The sequence below is a fragment of the Sandaracinobacteroides saxicola genome (genome assembly GCF_014117445.1).
Classification (GTDB): Bacteria; Pseudomonadota; Alphaproteobacteria; order Sphingomonadales; family Sphingomonadaceae; genus Sandaracinobacteroides_A; species Sandaracinobacteroides_A saxicola.
Window position 1 is genome coordinate 387,271 of record NZ_CP059851.1, and the last position, 16,544, is coordinate 403,814.

The 16,544-nt window shown below is 67.5% G+C and carries 14 protein-coding genes; 10 read left to right on the plus strand and 4 right to left on the minus strand.

Annotated elements, in window-relative coordinates; genetic code table 11:
- Positions 1–11 precede the first annotated feature (11 nt).
- Positions 12–578: a TlpA family protein disulfide reductase gene (locus H3309_RS01920; RefSeq protein ID WP_182297009.1), complete on the plus strand. Its 567-nt coding sequence runs from the start codon at positions 12–14 to the stop codon at positions 576–578.
- On the opposite strand, the gene H3309_RS01925 is transcribed toward H3309_RS01920, so the two are convergent.
- Positions 564–1,313, minus strand: a complete 750-nt coding sequence (locus H3309_RS01925) for a superoxide dismutase (RefSeq protein ID WP_243453804.1) — start codon at positions 1,311–1,313, stop codon at positions 564–566. The genes H3309_RS01920 and H3309_RS01925 overlap by 15 nt on opposite strands.
- Before the next feature lie 241 nt (positions 1,314–1,554).
- On the opposite strand from H3309_RS01925, the gene H3309_RS17050 reads away from it, so the two are divergent.
- From H3309_RS17050 to H3309_RS01950, 5 genes are all read left to right on the plus strand, one after another.
- On the plus strand, positions 1,555–2,190 hold the full coding sequence (locus H3309_RS17050; RefSeq protein ID WP_243453805.1) for a PEPxxWA-CTERM sorting domain-containing protein: 636 nt from the start codon (positions 1,555–1,557) through the stop codon (positions 2,188–2,190).
- Between the two features lie 220 nt (positions 2,191–2,410).
- Positions 2,411–3,106 carry a flavin reductase family protein gene (locus tag H3309_RS01935; RefSeq protein ID WP_182297011.1) on the plus strand — a complete coding sequence of 232 codons (696 nt, stop codon included), beginning with the start codon at positions 2,411–2,413 and terminating at the stop codon, positions 3,104–3,106.
- 43 nt (positions 3,107–3,149) lie between these two features.
- Positions 3,150–4,226, plus strand: a complete 1,077-nt coding sequence (gene ada / locus H3309_RS01940) for a bifunctional DNA-binding transcriptional regulator/O6-methylguanine-DNA methyltransferase Ada (protein ID WP_182297013.1) — start codon at positions 3,150–3,152, stop codon at positions 4,224–4,226.
- Positions 4,227–4,288: 62 nt separating this feature from the next.
- Entirely contained in the window at positions 4,289–4,924 is a 636-nt protein-coding gene (locus H3309_RS01945; protein WP_182298425.1) for a 2OG-Fe(II) oxygenase, read from the plus strand.
- A gap of 114 nt (positions 4,925–5,038) precedes the next feature.
- Complete coding sequence (locus tag H3309_RS01950) at positions 5,039–5,689, plus strand: head GIN domain-containing protein (RefSeq protein ID WP_182297015.1); 651 nt, start codon at positions 5,039–5,041, stop codon at positions 5,687–5,689.
- Between the two features lie 51 nt (positions 5,690–5,740).
- Here the strand turns inward: H3309_RS01950 and H3309_RS01955 are convergent, their stop codons facing one another.
- On the minus strand, positions 5,741–6,430 hold the full coding sequence (locus H3309_RS01955) for an SIMPL domain-containing protein (RefSeq protein WP_182297017.1): 690 nt from the start codon (positions 6,428–6,430) through the stop codon (positions 5,741–5,743).
- Between the two features lie 85 nt (positions 6,431–6,515).
- A complete protein-coding gene (locus tag H3309_RS01960; RefSeq protein ID WP_182297019.1) occupies positions 6,516–6,770 on the minus strand; it encodes a GlsB/YeaQ/YmgE family stress response membrane protein in 255 nt (84 codons plus the stop codon).
- A 238-nt stretch (positions 6,771–7,008) separates the two neighbouring features.
- Here H3309_RS01960 and H3309_RS01965 point away from each other — a divergent pair, with 238 nt between their 5' ends.
- Genes H3309_RS01965 through H3309_RS01980 form a run of 4 tightly spaced genes read left to right on the plus strand, consistent with a single transcriptional unit; the run spans position 7,009 to position 13,433 of the window.
- Positions 7,009–8,151 carry an efflux RND transporter periplasmic adaptor subunit gene (locus H3309_RS01965; RefSeq protein ID WP_243453807.1) on the plus strand — a complete coding sequence of 381 codons (1,143 nt, stop codon included), beginning with the start codon at positions 7,009–7,011 and terminating at the stop codon, positions 8,149–8,151.
- A gap of 10 nt (positions 8,152–8,161) precedes the next feature.
- Entirely contained in the window at positions 8,162–11,242 is a 3,081-nt protein-coding gene (locus tag H3309_RS01970; protein WP_182297022.1) for an efflux RND transporter permease subunit, read from the plus strand.
- 4 nt (positions 11,243–11,246) lie between these two features.
- Complete coding sequence (locus H3309_RS01975) at positions 11,247–12,455, plus strand: DUF445 domain-containing protein (protein ID WP_243453808.1); 1,209 nt, start codon at positions 11,247–11,249, stop codon at positions 12,453–12,455.
- Positions 12,456–12,479: 24 nt separating this feature from the next.
- A complete protein-coding gene (locus tag H3309_RS01980; protein ID WP_207791544.1) occupies positions 12,480–13,433 on the plus strand; it encodes an MBL fold metallo-hydrolase in 954 nt (317 codons plus the stop codon).
- A gap of 5 nt (positions 13,434–13,438) precedes the next feature.
- Here H3309_RS01980 and H3309_RS01985 read toward each other — a convergent pair whose 3' ends face one another.
- On the minus strand, positions 13,439–16,537 hold the full coding sequence (locus tag H3309_RS01985) for an efflux RND transporter permease subunit (protein ID WP_243453809.1): 3,099 nt from the start codon (positions 16,535–16,537) through the stop codon (positions 13,439–13,441).
- Positions 16,538–16,544: the final 7 nt, after the last annotated feature.

Sequence of the window (16,544 nt, forward strand, 5' to 3'; positions counted from 1 at the left end):
CGGAGCCCGCCATGCGTCTGACCTTCATTGCCCTTCTGTCGCTTGCCGCCTGCGGGCAGGCACCCGCGGGCGATAGGGAAAAGGCACCGCCCTCGCAAGCGGCGTTGAACGCGGCGGAGGCGCCGCCGGTGGCGCTGGCGGCGAAGATCGACCGCAGCCAGGCGGGAAAGCCGGCGCCGACCGTCCCGTTTGAGATGAGCAACGGCGGCGCGACGAAAACCGTCGCCGATTTCCGCGGCAAGCCGGTGCTGGTCAACCTGTGGGCGACCTGGTGCGCGCCCTGCATCAAGGAAATGCCGGCGCTTGACACCCTGGCGAAGACGCTTGGTGACCGGGTCACCGTTCTGGCGGTCAGCCAGGACATGGAGGGCTGGCGCGCAGTCGACAAATTCTTCACGCCCGGCAAATTCACCACGGTGAAGCCACAGGTCGACAGTGCGATGGCCTATGGCGCCGCCATCGGCGCCAAGGGTCTACCGGTCACCATTCTCTATGATGCTGCCGGAAAGGAAGTATGGCGGATCAACGGCGACTATGACTGGGCCAGCGCCGAAGCGGAGGCGCTAGTCGTCGGCTGAGGTGGCGTAGCGCTCGCTGACCACCGACCAGTTCACGGCGTTCCAGAACGCGTTCAGATAATCGGGGCGGCGGTTCTGGAAACTGAGATAATAGGCATGTTCCCAGACGTCGTTGGTCAGCAGCGGCACGCCCTTCTCGTCAGCGTCATCGAACAACGGATTGTCCTGATTGGGGGTGCTGGTGACCGCCAGCCTGCCGTCGTCCTGCAGGATCAACCAGGCCCAGCCGGAGCCAAAGCGGCCTTTGCCCTTCTCGTCGAACGCGGTGCGCAGCCCCTCCATGCCGCCAAAGGCGCGCTCGATGGCGGCCGACAGCGCCTTGGACGGAGCGCCCCGGCGATCGGGGCCGGCCATCGATTCCCAATAGAAGCTGTGGTTCCAATGACCGCCACCATTGTTGCGGATGGCGGCCGGCAGGGTGGACGCACTCGCGAACAGCGCTTCCAGCGGCTTGCCGCGCGCCGCCGGCGTCTCGGCAACGGCCTTGTTCAGGGCATCGACATAGGCCTGGTGATGCTTGCCATGGTGCAACGCCAGGGTTTCGGCGCTGACCGCGGGGGACAGGGCGGACGGCGCATAGGGCAAGGGCGGCAGCGTGAAGCGGCCGGAGGCGACGGGTGCGGCGCTGCCAAGAAGCGGCGCAGCGGTACGGGCGGTGGACATGCTGGACATGCCGGCAACAACGGCAGCACCGGCACCAAGTTCCAACAGCCGGCGACGGTTCAGGACGGACATGGGCAACCTCCTTGCTGGCCGGGACAACGCGCCATTCACGCGGCGATTCATCGGCCTTCTCATCGCGCACCTTGGTGTCGGATAAATTGACAGGTAGCGCGCCATCATTAACCATTCCGCATCCATAAAATGTTGAATCAGATAGGTTAAATCTTACGCCAAAGACTGGCATAAATGTTGCACCTGCCCTTGTCGCATCGATTTCCAATGTCGATCCGCACGCAAAAGGGGACGGAACATCATGATCAAGGCCTTGATTCTCGCCGCCGCGCTGACGGGTGCCACCGCGGTTTCTGCCGTGACGCTCGACAATACCGCGTCGCTGCCCGGCAGCGTCTCGCCCTATGGGTTCGATGGCAGCACGACCTATGGCGTGACCTTCACCGCGCCGGTCACCGGCACGCTCACCGGCTTCTCGCTCTATTCCAACGGCGGCGGGTTCGATTCGGTCGGTTACATCGGCGACTGGAACGGCACCGCCGCCTTCGGTTTCGGCTTCGGCGCCACCTCGATCCTGTATCAGAGCAGCGCCTTCACGCTGGGCAGCATCAACAGCTTCACCACCAATGTGGCGGTCACCGCCGGGCAGAATTATGTCGCCTTCCTCAGCGTCGCCGGCCTGACCGGCAGCGGCTCCGTAAGCTGGCCGGTGTCGGCGGTGAGCGTGCCGGGTCTCAACTATTTCGTGTGGGACAATGGCACCACGCCGGGCGACATCACCGATGGCGACTGGAACTATTTCTTTGAAAGCAGTCCCACCGGCGTGATCCTGAACTTCGCGGCTGTGCCCGAACCGGCGACCTGGGCGATGCTGATCGCAGGTTTCGGCCTTGTCGGCGCCTCACTGCGGCGTCGCCGCGTCGCTGCGGCGCAGTAAAAAGGCCGCGTCGCCGCGGCGCAATAAAAAGGCCGCGTCGCCGCGGCGCAATAAGTAAGGCCGCATTGCCGTGTCGCAGTAAAAAGACCGCGTCGCTTAGCGAAGCTGCGGTCCTGCGCCGGCACGCCGCTCGCTGAAATGAAGCGCAAGATCCGGAGCGCCGGTGCCCCGCGTTCCCTGCAAAGGAGGTTGGCAGCCACCCTTGCAGGAAGATTTTGCCATGATCCGGTCAAGCGAACCCGCCATCCTTTATTTCGGCACGCCGGTGGCGTTGCTAAGCAGCCTGAATGCGGATGGCAGTGCCAACCTGGCGCCGATGTCGTCCGTGTTCTGGCTTGGCTGGCGCGCGGTGCTCGGCCTGTCGGCGGCATCGCAGACCGCGCAGAACCTGCTGCGCCATCCCGAGCTGGTCATCAACCTGCCGTCGGCCGACATGGCCGACCGGGTGGACCGGCTGGCGCTGACGACGGCAGCCAATCCGGTGCCGCCCTACAAGGCGCAACGCGGCTATGGTCATGTGCATGCCAAGTTCGCGCGGGCCGGGCTGACGCCGGTTGCCAGTGAGACCGTGGTGCCGCCCCGCGCGCTGGAAGCGCCGGTGCAGCTGGAGGCGCGGATCGAAGCGGTGCATTCGATCGCCGCCGAGGATGCGGCATTGGCCGGCAGGATCCTGACATTCGAAGCGCGCATCCTGCGCGTGCATGTGGATGAGGCGATCCTGCTTGCCGGCGATCCGAACCGGATCGATCCCGACAAGTGGCGGCCGCTGATCATGAGCTTCCAGAAATTCTACGGGCTGGGGGAGCAGGTGCGGCCCTCGACCCTCGCGACCATCGCGGAGGCGGAATATCGCAGTCCGGATGTCGACAAGGCTCGTCTTGCGGGTCCGGCAGACCGGCTTCGCATTGCAGCGTGAAACGCGGCGCGTGGCGCCGCATAAGGGAATGAAAGGAACCGCCATGGACAAGGATATCGACGCTGCGCGCTGGGCGCGGGTGCAGGCGCATGACAAGACGGCGGACGGCGAGTTTTTCTACGCCGTCAGAACGACGGGTGTATTCTGCCGCCCGTCCTGCCCGGCGCGGACGGCGAAGCGGGCCAATGTCATCTTCTACGAAACGGCCGCCGGGGCCGAGGCCGCCGGGTACCGGCCGTGCCGACGCTGCCATCCGCTGGCCATGGAGGGCCGCGATCCCCATGGCTCGCTGATGCAGGCGATGGCATCGTTCATCGTCGCGCATGCCGACGAGAGGCTGTCGCTCGAACGGCTTGCCCAGGAGGCGGGCATGAGCCCTTTCCATTTCCAGCGCAGCTTCAAGGCGGTGATCGGCGTCAGCCCGAAGGACTATCAGGCGGCGGAGCGGCTGCGTCGCTTCAAGGACCGGCTGCGCGCGGGTGATACGGTGCTGGGCGCGACGTTCGAGGCCGGCTATGGTTCGACCAGCCGCATCTATGAACGGGTGGGCGACAATCTCGGCATGACGCCATCGGCCTATCGCGCCGGCGGCGCCGGAGAGAGGATCGTGCATGCCGCGCGCGAGACGGCGCTGGGACCGTTGATGATGGCGGCGACCGAACGCGGCATATGCTTCGTGCAGTTCGGGACCTGCGCCGATGCGCTGGCGCGGCAATTGGCGCAGGAGTTCCCGAGGGCGCAGCTTGAGCCGGCGGCGGCCGGCGGGAGTGCCGAGCTCGATGCCTGGATGGTGGCGCTGGGCGATCACCTCGCCGGTGTGGCGCCCCGTCCGGATCTGCCGCTCGACCTGCGCGGCACGGCGTTCCAGATCAGCGTGTGGCGCCTCCTGATGAGCGTCAGGGAAGGGGAGGTGGTGAGCTATTCCGAGCTTGCGGCCGGCGTGGGGGCGCCGCGTGCCGTTCGTGCCGCGGCGAGCGCCTGTGCCGCCAACCGCGTCGCGGTCCTGATCCCCTGCCACCGCGCGCTGCGCGCCGATGGTGGCCTGGGCGGTTATCGCTGGGGCCTGGAGCGGAAGCGGGCGCTGCTGGATGCTGAACGTGCACACCGGGTGGCGGCGTGAGCGCGATCGGGTTTCCCGAGGTGTCGGCTCTGGCGGCCGCCCTGGACACCCAGGGCTATGCCATGCTGCCCGGGCTGGTCGGGCGGGCGGAGTGCGCGGTGCTGGCGGGAATGCTCGACGATGGCAAAACGGCGTTCCGTTCCACGGTGATCATGGCCCGCCACGGCTATGGGCGTGGTGAGTATCGCTATTTCGCGCGGCCCCTGCCGGCGCCCGTGCAGACGCTGCGCGAGATGCTCTACCCGCCGCTAGCCGAGGTCGCCAATCGCTGGGCGACACGGCTGGCCGGTCAGCGAACATGGCCGGCCGACCATGCCGGCCTGGTCGCCGAATGCGCTGCCGCCGGCCAGGCCCGCCCGACACCGCTGCTGCTGCGCTATGGTCCCGGGGACTATAACCGGCTGCATCAGGATATCTATGGCGCGCTGGTCTTTCCGCTGCAGCTGGTGGTGCTGCTCGACGAACCGGGGCGTGATTTCAGCGGCGGGGAGTTCCTGCTTGTGGAGGGGCGGGCACGCATGCAGTCCCGCGCCTCGGTGGTGCCGCTGGCACAGGGCGATGCGGTGGTGTTTCCGGTCCGCGATCGTCCGGTCAGCGCCAGCCGGGGCTGGGCGCGTGCCACCATGCGCCACGGCGTTGCCGAGGTGCGGTCGGGCCAGCGCCGGACGCTGGGCATCATCTTCCACGACGCGGCGTGAACCTGCGTGTCACGGGGCTTGCGTCCGCGGACGGGCGAGCTATGGCGGTCGGCGAGAGGGGAGTCTCGCAACAGGAGCCATGTCATGCGCAAACCCCTTTTCTGTCTTGCTTTCTTGTCGCTGTCCGGTGCCGCGATGGCGGCGGAGCGAAGCTTTTCCGTCGGCGCCTTCGACCGTGTGACCTTGCTGGGATCGCCCACGGTCGAGGTTTCGACCGGCGGCGGCTTCGCGGTGCGGGCAACCGGGGATGAAGCCGATCTGGAACGGCTGGAGATCGTGGTCAGCGGCGGTGAGCTTCGCGTCGGCCTGAAGTCGGGCAGCTGGGGCGGCTGGTCCCGCCGCGAACTGAAGGTGTTCGTCAGCCTGCCGGCCCTGCGTGCCGTGAACCTGCGCGGATCGGGGGATTTGAATGTCGACCGGGTCAGCGGCGCGGCTTTTGCGGCGGAGCTGGCGGGTTCGGGCGATGTGCGGCTGCGACAGGTGGATGTCAGCGCGCTGACCCTGTCGCTTGCCGGCTCGGGTGATATCGAGGCGCAGGGGCGGTGCGGCTCCGGCACCTACACCCTGGCGGGGAGCGGCGACATCCAGGCGCGGCGGGTGTTGTGCACGTCGCTGACCGCCAGCCTGCGGGGCAGCGGCGATATCGACGGGGCCGCCAGTGGTGGCGCCGATGTCGCGTTGATGGGAAGCGGCGATGTCCGCATCACCGGCGGGGCGAAGTGCAAGGTTTCGACGCGCGGCAGCGGTTCGGTGAACTGCGGCTAGTCCAAGGTGGCCCTCTGCCGGCGCGGGCGACGCGCCGGCAGGCGGCGGGCATCATTCCAGTTCGAAGGTCATGCTGACATTCAGCGAAAGGTCGATTTCACCCGGCGCGACCGGGCTGTCGGCCTTTTCGGCGCGCATCGCCATCGCCATCATCGGCTGCGGCCGCGGGGTGAAGGGGTTGTTGTTTTCGGCGATGGCGGTGATGCGCTTGATGCGCAGGCCGGCGGCGGTAGCGTAAAGGTCAGCGCGGGCGCGCAGGGTCTTGATCGCCTGCTGGCGCACCTGATCGAGCAGGGCTTCGGGCTTGTCGACACGGAATGTGGGGCCGTCGATCTGGTTGGCGCCCTGGGCGACCAGCGTGTCGATGATGCGGCCGGCCCCTTTCAGGTCGCGCAGGGTGACAGAGACGCGGTTGTTCGCCTGATAGCCGGTGAGCACGGGGGGCACATTGTTGCCGTAGCGATATTGTGGTTGCAGGTTCAGGCCGCTGGTCTGGATGTCGCGTTCCGCGACGCCGGACTTGCGCAGCGCGGCGATAACCGCGCTCATGCGGCTGGCGTTTTCGGTCATCGCCGCATTGGCGTCCTTGGCTGAGGTGACGACGCCGGCGCCGATGTCGGCCACATCCGGTACGGCGCTGAGCCGAGCTTCGGTCGAGAGGGTGAGCGTGGCGGGCGCGGCCTGCGCGTGCAGGGGCGACAGGGCGGCCAGGGCGAGCGCAGCGGCAAGCATTTTTTTCATGAGGGATCCTTGAACATGGAACAGCGACCTGCCGTTGCGGCACGGTCGCTGTCCGGAAGCTGAACTGAGTCAGGTGAAGGGGCGGTCAGCTTCGCCGGCGAACCATGTTGTAGAGATAGATCAGGATGACGGCGCCCAGGGTGGCGAGGATGATCGACCAGATGAAGCCGCCACCCCCCAGGCCGATGAGGCCGGCGAGAAAGCCGCCGACGACCCCGCCGAGGATGCCGAGAAGGATGGTGACGATGATGCCGCCCGGCTCGTCCCCGGGGACGATCCAGCGCGCGAGCAGACCTGCGACCAAGCCGATGATGATCCAGGCAAACCAACCATGTTCCATAAGTGCCTCCCTGCGCCGTGATGATGTGTAGCGTCATAACAGGCGTGCAACAAGTTGGTTGCAGGAAAGACGGATGGCGGTGATGGGCGAGATAGGCTTGCACGATGCGTGGGAAGGCGATAAGAGGGCGTTGCTTTGAGGGGAGCAACGTCGCTGGCGGCGTGCTGAGGCATGCTGTCCAACCAGTAGCGGAAACTCAAGCGATATGAACATGCAGCTCTCCCCACTCGACCCCAGCATGGCCGACCAACTCCGGTCGCCCGATGACAGTGACGCGGCGCGCCGGTCGCGCCGCCGGCGTATCCTTCTCTATGCTGCCGCCGCGCTGGTGGTGGCGGCGATCATTGCTTTCTATGCCCTGCGGGGCGGCAAGCCCGAGCCGGCGCCGGCTCCGACCCGGGCCAAGGTGACCGTGATGGTGCCCGGGATGACCGCGGTGCGCGATCAGGTGACAGCAAGCGGCAGCATCGCCGCGCGGCGCGACATGCCGGTGGGTGTGGCGGGCGAGGGCGGCCAGATCGTGGCGATCCGGGCCGAGGCCGGATCACGCGTGGCGAAGGGTCAGGTGCTGGCGGAAATCGATGCCCGGGTCCTGCGGGCGCAACTGGCGCAGTTGCAGGCCGGCGTGGTACAGGCGCGTGCCGATGCGCGGCTGGCGCAGGCGGAACTCGACCGGGCCAGTGCACTGGTGACACCCGGTTTCATCAGTAAAGCGGACATCGACCGGCGGACGGCAACCCGCGATTCGGCCAATGCCCGGGTAACGGTGGCGGTGGCGCAGGTTCGCGAAAGCGAGGCGCGGCTGGCGCGGCTGTCGATCCGCGCGCCGGAGGCCGGCATCGTGTTGCAGCGCATGGCGGAAGTGGGCCAGATCGTGTCGCCGGGCAGCGGCATGCTGTTCCGCGTGGCGGCGGGTGGCATCCTGGAGATGCGCGCGCGGGTGGCGGAGCAGGATCTGGTGAACCTGAAGGCCGGCATGCCGGCGACGGTGACGCCGGTCGGGTCGCGCTTGGGCTATAGTGGCCGCATCTGGCTGGTGGAACCGGCGATCGACACCGAGACGCGGCAGGGGGTGGTGCGGATCGCGCTGAACTATGATCCGGCGCTGAAGGTCGGGTCCTTCGCCAAGGCCAGCATCATCGCCGTGGAAACGCAGCGCCCGGTGCTGCCGCAGTCGGCGGTGCAGGCGGACGACCGCGGCAGCTTTGTCTATGTGGTGGACGCCAACAACAAGGTGGAACGGCGCGCCATCACGGTGGGCACGGTGAACGACCAGGGCGTCAGCATCGCGGCCGGGCTGAACGGGCGCGAACGGGTGGTGGTGAGCGCGGGCGCCTTCCTGCGGCCGGGCGAGACCATCACGCCCGTCCTGAACCGCTAGGGAGGCCGCGATGCGCAACATTTCGGCCTGGTCGATCAAGAATCCGGTGGCGCCGCTGGTCGCCTTTGCCATGCTGACGCTGGCGGGGCTGGTCAGCTTCTTCACCATGGACATCAACAACAATCCGGACATCGATTTCCCGGCGGCGCAGGTGGTGGTGGTGCAGCCCGGCGCGGCGCCGACCGAGCTGGAGACGCAGGTGACGCAGCGCGTGGAGGCGGCGCTGCGCAGCATCAACGGCGTCGATGAGATCAGCAGCTATGTCAGCGAGGGCAACAGCCGCACCTTCGTGCAGTTCGCCATCGGCACGCCGGTGGACCGCGGGGTCAACGATGTGCGCGATGCCATCGCCAACATCCGCTCCGACCTGCCGCAGGGCATCCTGCAGCCGCAGGTGACGCGGGTGGACGCGGCGAGCGGCGGGCCGATCGCCTACATCTCGGCCGAAGCGGTCGACATGACGCTGGAGGAACTGAGCTGGTATGTCGACAACACGGTGGCGAAGAAGCTGCTGTCGGTGTCGGGCATGGCCGCGGTGCGGCGGGATGGCGGGGTCAATCGCGAGATCCGCGTGATCCTGGATCCGGCGCGCATGCAGGCCTATGGCATCACGGCGGCGCAGGTGAACGGCCAGTTGCGGCAGGTGAACCTGAACGCCGCCCGCGGACGGACGGAGATCGCCGGGTCCGAGCAGGCGGTGCGCGTGCTGGGCAACGCGCGCAATGCCGATGACCTGGCGGCGACGCAGATTTCGCTGGGCAACGGCCGCACCATCTATCTGCGCGACATTGCCACGGTGCGCGATCTTTACGCCGAGCAGCGCTCCATCTCCAAGATGGACGGGCGGCAGGTGCTGAGCTTCAGCCTGGAGAAATCCAAGGGCTCGTCCGACGTGGCGGTCTATGATGCCGCGCAGAAGGTGCTGGCGGAGCTGCAGAAGGACAATCCCAAGGTCCGCTTCAAGCAGCTGTTCACCACGGTGGATTATACCAAGGAGCAGTATGACAGCGCGCTGATGGCGATGATCGAGGGCGCGGTGCTGGCGGTGATCGTGGTCTTCCTGTTCCTGCGGGACTGGCGGGCGACGGTGATCTCTGCGCTGGCGATCCCGCTGTCGGCGATCCCGACCTTCTGGTTCATGGACCTGATGGGCTTTTCGCTGAACAGCCTGAGCCTGTTGGCGCTGAGCCTGGTGGCGGGCGTGCTGGTGGACGATGCCATCGTCGAGATCGAGAATATCGTCCGCCACATGCGGATGGGCAAGAGCGCCTATCAGGCGGCGATGGACGCGGCCGACGAGATCGGGCTGGCGGTGGTCGCCACCACCTTCTCCATCGTGGCGGTGTTCCTGCCGGTGGGCCTGATGCCCGGGATTTCCGGACAGTTCTTCAAGAATTTCGGCTTTACCGTGGTGTTCGCGGTGCTGCTCAGCCTGGCGGTGGCGCGGTTGATCACGCCGATGCTGGCGGCCTATTTCCTGTCGGCCAAGGGCGAGGCGGCGCATGGCGACAGCCGCTGGGTGCACTGGTACATGGACCTGTTGCGCTGGTCCTTGAAGAACCGCTGGAAGACGGTGGGGATCGGCGCGCTGGCACTGGTGGCGACGGTGTTCAGTTTTGCCACGCTGCCGCTGACCTTCCAGCCGAACATCGACACCGATTACAGCCAGATCCGCATCCAGATGCCGCCGGGTTCGACGCTGGCGCAGAACGCCGCGGTCGCCGACAAGGTGACGGCCATCGTGAAAACCTCGCCGGCGGTGGAATACAGCTTTGCTGAGATCAATATTGGCAACAGCAATATCTATCTGACGCTGCGCAAGGACCGGCCGATGTCGAGCGTGGAGTTCGAGCGCTCGATGGCGCCGAAACTGGCGGCAATCCCCGATGCGCGGGTGAATTTCCAGTCGCAGACCGGCGGCGGCATCGGCCGTGACATGACGGTGATGCTGGCCGGCAATGATCCGGTGCAGCTGGAGGCGGTGGCAAGCAAGATCGTCGACGAGATGCGCGGGCTGAAGGAATTGCGGCAGCCGCGCATCGAGGGCGATGTGCGGCGACCGGAGATCACCATCAAGCCGCGGTTCGACCTGGCGGCCGAGCTGGGCGTGACGACGGCGGCGCTGTCGGAGACGATCCGCATCGCGACGCTGGGCGACATCGACCAGAATGTCGCCAAGTTCAGCCTGAGCGACCGGCAGATCCCGATCCGGGTGGCGCTGTCCGAGGAGTCGCGTCAGACCATCACGACCCTGGAAAACCTGCCGGTGCCGACCACCCGCGGTGGCACGGTGCCGCTGAAGGTGGTGGCCGACCTGAGCTTCGGCGCGGGGCCGACCGAGCTTCGCCGGTTCAACCAGCAGCGGCGCGTGGTGGTGGGTGCCGACCTGGCGCCCGGCCTGGTGAGCGGTGACGCGCAGCCGAAGATCGACGCGCTGCCGACCATGAAGAACCTGCCGCAGGGCGTGGAGAAGGTGCAGTTCGGGCAGGACAAGTGGCAGGCCGAATTGCTGGTGAACTTCATCATCGCGGTGATCGCCGGGGTGCTGCTGGTGTTCGCGGTGCTGGTGCTGCTGTACAAGCGGGTGCTGCCGCCGTTCGTGAACATGGGGTCGCTGCTGCTGGCACCGCTGGGGGGGGCGATCGCGCTGCACCTGACGGGAAATGCGATTTCCATGCCGGTGTTCATCGGCCTGCTGATGCTGCTGGGGATCGTGGCGAAGAACTCGATCCTGCTGGTCGACATGGCGATCGAGGAGATGCACCACGGCGCCGAGAAGCTGGCAGCGATCCTGGAGGCCGGGCACAAGCGGGTGCAGCCGATCGTGATGACCACGGTGGCGATGGTGGCGGGCATGCTGCCGATCGCCCTGTCGCTGTCGGGCGATGGCAGTTGGCGGGCGCCGATGGGCATCGTGGTGATCGGCGGCCTGATCATGTCCACCGCGCTGACGCTGCTGATCGTGCCGGCGGGGTTCAGCCTGGCGGTCAGCGCGGAGACCTGGCTGGCGCCGCGGCTGATGCGTTGGTTCACCAATGGCGAGCGGGCACCGAAGCCGAAACCCACCCCGGTGGCGGGCCCTGCGGAGTAAGCTTTTGGGCGACAATGCCGCGCGGTTGAAGGCGGTTGCGGGCGGGCTGCTGCTGCTGTCGGCGTCGTTGCTGATCGCGGCGACGCTGCTGATGCGGGCGGGCTATCCGCAGTTTGTCTGGCTGCAGGCCTTTGCCGAAGCGGCGCTGGTGGGCGGACTGGCGGACTGGTTCGCGGTGACGGCGCTGTTCCGCCGGCCGATGGGGCTGCCGATCCCGCATACCGCGATCATTCCGGCGAACAAGGACCGCATCGGTGATGCGTTGGCGCTGTTCGTGCGCGACAATTTCCTGACGCCGGGTAATGTGGCGCGCCGGCTGGAGCGGTTCGACGCCGCCGACACGCTGGCGGGATGGCTGGAACGGCCGGCAAGCGGCGCGCGGGCGCGGCGCGGGCTCGGCAGCCTGCTGGAGATGCTGGCGAGCGGGCCGGCGGCGGACGAGGTGGGACGTCGCATCCGCGAGGCGGGCGCGCGCAAGCTGCGGGAGACCCCGGTGGCGCCGCTGCTGGGGCGGATGCTGGAGGCGATGGTGGCCAACGGACGCCATCTGCCGGTGCTGGAGGCGGCCATCGGCTGGGCGCGCAACACGCTGGACAATCAGGAAGGGCTGATCCGCGCGATGGTGGAAGATCGCACCGCCTGGCTGCTGCGGCTGGTGAATGTCGATGAGAAGGTGGCCGATGCCATCGTCGATGGGCTGCGGGCATTGCTGGCGGAGGTGCAGATGGACCCGCACCATCCGATCCGGGAGAAGGCCGAGCGGGCGATCGCCGACCTGATCTTCGACCTGAAGCACATGCCCGAGATGCAGGCGAAGGTGGAGCGGGTGAAGCGCGAGCTGCTCGACAGCCCGGCGGTGGGGGAGTGGCTGGAGGGGCTGTGGGGCGAGGCGAAGGCGGGGCTGAAGGGCCTGCTGGCGGGCGATGCGCCGGGCGCCATCGGCGCGAGCGTGGCGAAGAGCCTGCGCGGCGAGGCGGCGCTGGCGGCGGCGGTGAATGCGCTGGCGCGGCGGGCGATCGTGGGGACAGTGGCGCGCTATGGCGATTCCATCGTCGGGTTGATCAGCGATACGGTGCGCGGGTGGGACGCGGCGACGATCACCGACAAGCTGGAGAGCGCGGTGAGCCGTGACCTCCAGTTCATCCGGCTGAACGGCACGCTGATCGGCGGCCTGATCGGGGTGGCGTTGCATGCGGTGCTGATGCTGGCGTAGCCTTTCCGTCAAAGGAGAGCGGGCATGGCCTATGCGCGGGGATTGGTCGATCTGGGGGCGGGGCTGTGGGCATGGATGCAGCCCGATGGCGGCTGGGGTTATTCGAATGCCGGGCTGATCAGCGACGGTGGCGAGGCGGCGCTGGTGGACACGCTGTTCGACGAGGCGCTGACGGACGACATGCTGCGGGCGATGGAAGCGAGCTGCGGCGTGCGGCGGGAGACAATCGCGACGGTGGTGAACACGCATGCCAATGGTGACCACACCCACGGCAACGCGCTGCTGGCGCATGCGGAGATCGTGGCGAGCGCGGCCAGCGCGCGGGAGATGGAGGCCTTTCCGCCGGCGACACTGGCAATGATGAAGGCGGCGGGCGCGGCGGGGCAGCTTGGGGAGGCGGGGCGTTACTTCGCGGAGATTTTCGCGCCGTTCGATTTCGCCGGCGTGCGCCACCGGGCGCCGACGCGCACCTTCAGCGGCGTGGCGGGCTTGCAGGTGGGCGGGCATGGCGTGCAGCTGCTGGAAGTGGGGCCGGCGCATACCGCGGGCGATGTGATCGTGCATGTGCCGGGCGCGCGAACGGTCTTCACCGGCGACATATTGTTCATCGAGGGGACGCCGATCATCTGGGCGGGGCCGGTGAGCAACTGGATCGCGGCCTGTGACCTGATCGAGAGCCTGGACGCTGCGCATATCGTGCCCGGCCATGGCCCGCTGACGGATCGCGCCGGGGTGCGCGAGGTGACGGACTATCTGCATTTCATCGAAGCGGAAGCGGTGCGGCGGTTCGAGGCGGGGATGGGACCCGAGGAGGCAGCGCGCGATATCGGCCTGGGGCGCTATGCCGGTTGGAAGGATGCTGAGCGGGTGGCGGTGAATGTCGATACGGTGTGGCGCGAATGGAGCGGCAGCAACGCGCCGGCGGATGCGCTGGCGCTGTTCGGACGGATGGCGACGATCTACTACGACACGCGCTGACGGAGTCAGACTGGAACGGCTTCGGGGTTCGGCGAGGCCGATGGCGCGCTGGGGAGCGCGGCCGCCTGCATGCGGCGGAAGGCGAGTGGCAGCAGCAGCAGCATGAAGGCAGTGGCGCTGACGATGCCGCCGACGATGACGCAGGCGAAGGGGCGCTGCGTCTCGCTGCCGATGCCGGTGGAGAGGGCCGCGGGAAGCAGGCCGAGGCCGGCCATCAGCGCGGTCATCAGGATGGGGCGGAGGCGGTCGACGGCGCCCTCGACGATGGCGGTGTCGCTGTCGTCGCCCTCCCGAAACCGCCCGACGATATGTTCGACCATGACGACGCCGTTCTGCACGCTGATGCCGGCGACCGCGATGAAGCCGACGGCGGCGCTGACCGACATGTGCAGGCCGGCGAGCGCCAGCGCGGCGACGCCGCCGATCATGGTGAAGGGGATCATCGCCATGATGAGGGTGGCGAGGCGGACGCTGCGGAAGGCCCAGAACAGCAGGCCGAAAATGCCCATCAGCGCCAGCGGCACGATGACTTCGAGGCGCTTGGTGGCGCGCTGCTGGTTTTCGAACTGGCCGCCCCAGACCAGGCGATAGCCAGAGGGCATTTTCACCTGGGCGGCGACCTTTGCCATCGCCTCGGTGACGAAGCCGCCCTGGTCGCGGCCGTCGACATTGACCTTGACGGCGACGTTGCGGCCGCCGGCCTCGCGGGCGATGCGGCTGGCGCCGGTGCGCACCTGGACGTCGGCGACATCGCTGAGGCTGACGGTGCCACCGGCGGGCAGCGGGATTTGCAGGTTGGCGATGTCGTCGACCGACTGGCGCGCGGATTTGGCCAGCCGGATGACGACGTCGAACTTGCGGTCGCCTTCGAACACCACGCCGTTGTTGCTGCCGCCCATGGCGGTGGCGATGACCGCGTTGGCATCGCCGGTGTTGAGGCCGAGGCGGGCGAGGGCGAGGCGGTCGAGCACGACGGTGACTTCGGCCTGGCCGCCGATCTTGATGGCGGCGACGTCGGCGGCGCCGGGCACGGTGTTGACGGTGGCGGCGACGCGATCGGCGAGATCCTCGAGGATGTCGAGGTCGGGGCCGAAGATTTTGACCGAGACTTCGCCCTTCACGCCGGAGAGCGATTCCTCGACGCTGTCCTGGATGACCTGGCTGAAATTGGTGTCGACGCCGGGCATGGTTTCGATGCGGCGGCGCATGTCGTCGATCAGCTTCTCCTTGGTGGGGAATTGCGCGCGCCATTCGCCGCGTGGTTTCAGGTCGATCAGGATTTGCATCGAGGAGGGGAGCTTGGCGTCGGTGCCGTCGTCGGGGCGGCCGATCTCGCCGTTGACCATGCGCACTTCGGGGTAGGAGAGCATGATGGCGCGCACCTGGCGCTCGACGCGCTGGCTGGTTTCGATGGCGGCGGAGGGGGCGAGCTGGATGGTCAGCCAGATGTTGCCCTCGTCGAGCTTGGGCAGGAATTCGCTGCCCAGCGTGGGGACGACGGCGGCGGCGATGGCGAGCGCGGCGAGCGCGGCGATGAACACCGGCTTGTCGCGCCCGCCGAAGCGCAGCAGCGTGCGGCGATAGGCGTCTTTCAGTTTCTCCATCCAGCCGAGATGCCGTTCCTTCATGTCCGGGCGGTCGATCAGGGTGGAAAGGGTGGCGGGGAGGAAGGTGAGGGTGAGGAGCAGCGCCGCGCCGAGTGCGAAGCTGAGGGTGAGGGCGACGGGGGTGAACATCTTCCCCTCCACCCGCTGGAAGGTGAAGATGGGGACGAAGGCCATGATGATGATGGCCTTGGAAAAGAGGATCGGCGGGGCGAGGTCGTTGACGGTCTTGCGCAGCACGCCCAGGCGCTGGCCGTGGGTGACGACGGCGCTGGCGGCGAGGCCGACCATCAGGGCTTCGGTGAACACCACGGCGCTGTCGATGATGATCCCGAAGTCGACGGCGCCCATGCTGATCAGGTTGGCGGGGATGCTGACGGCGTTCAATGCGGTGAAGGCGGCGAGCAGCGCCAGCGGGATGATCGCGGCGACGGCCAGGCTGGCGCGCCAGTTGCGCAGGAAGAAGATCAGGATGGCGATGACCAGCACGGCGCCGACCACAAGGTTTTCGGCGACGGTCTCGACGGTGCGGTTGATGAGGTTGGTGCGCTGATAGGTGGGGATGATCTTCACCGGCGGCTTGCCGGTACGGGCGGCGTCGGCGGCGAATTGCGCGTTCAGGCCATCGACGACATCGCGGACACGCGCGACGACTTCGGCGGCATTCTGCTTCTTGATCATCAACACGACGCCCTCGGTCACATCCTCCCGCCGGTTGTTGTTGACGATGCCGGCGCGGTCGGCGATGCCGATCTGGACATCGGCGACATCGCCGATGCGCACGGTACGGCCGCCATCGGCCTTCACCAGCGTGCCGGCGATATCGTCGGTAGTCTGGTAAAGGCCGATGCCGCGGATCACCATCGCCTCGTCGCCGCGGCGCATGATGCCGCCGCCGACATTGACGTTGGCGCTGCCGACCGCAGCTTCGAGCTGTGCCAGCGTGACGCCGAAGCGACGCAGCGCATCGGGGCGCACCTGCACCTGATATTGTTTCAGCGGGCCACCGAAGACGGTGACGTCGGCGACGCCCTGCACCATGCGGATGGCGGGGCGGACGACGAAATCGTGGATCGCCCGCTCCTCATAATCCGGCATGTCGGCGGGACCCTCCACGACATAACGGTAGATTTCGCCCACCGCGGTGGAGAGCGGCCCGAGGCTGGGGGTGACGCCATCGGGGAGGTCGGCATCGCCCAGCCGTTCGAGCACGCGCTGGCGGGCGAAATAATCGTCGGTGCCGTCGGCGAAGATGAGCGTGGTGATGGAGAGGCCGGTCATGCTGACCGAGCGCATGGTGGTGACGCCGGGGGTGCCGGCAAGCGCGCGTTCGATGGGAAGGCTGATGCTGCGTTCGATCTCCGCCGGGGCCAGGCCGGCCTCTTGCGCGATGACGGTGACCTGCACGTCCTGCACGTCGGGGAAGGCTTCGATGGGGAGTTGCAGCGCGGCGCGGACGCCGACGAGGACGAGCGCCGCAGTCGCGATGAAGATGAACATGCGCGAT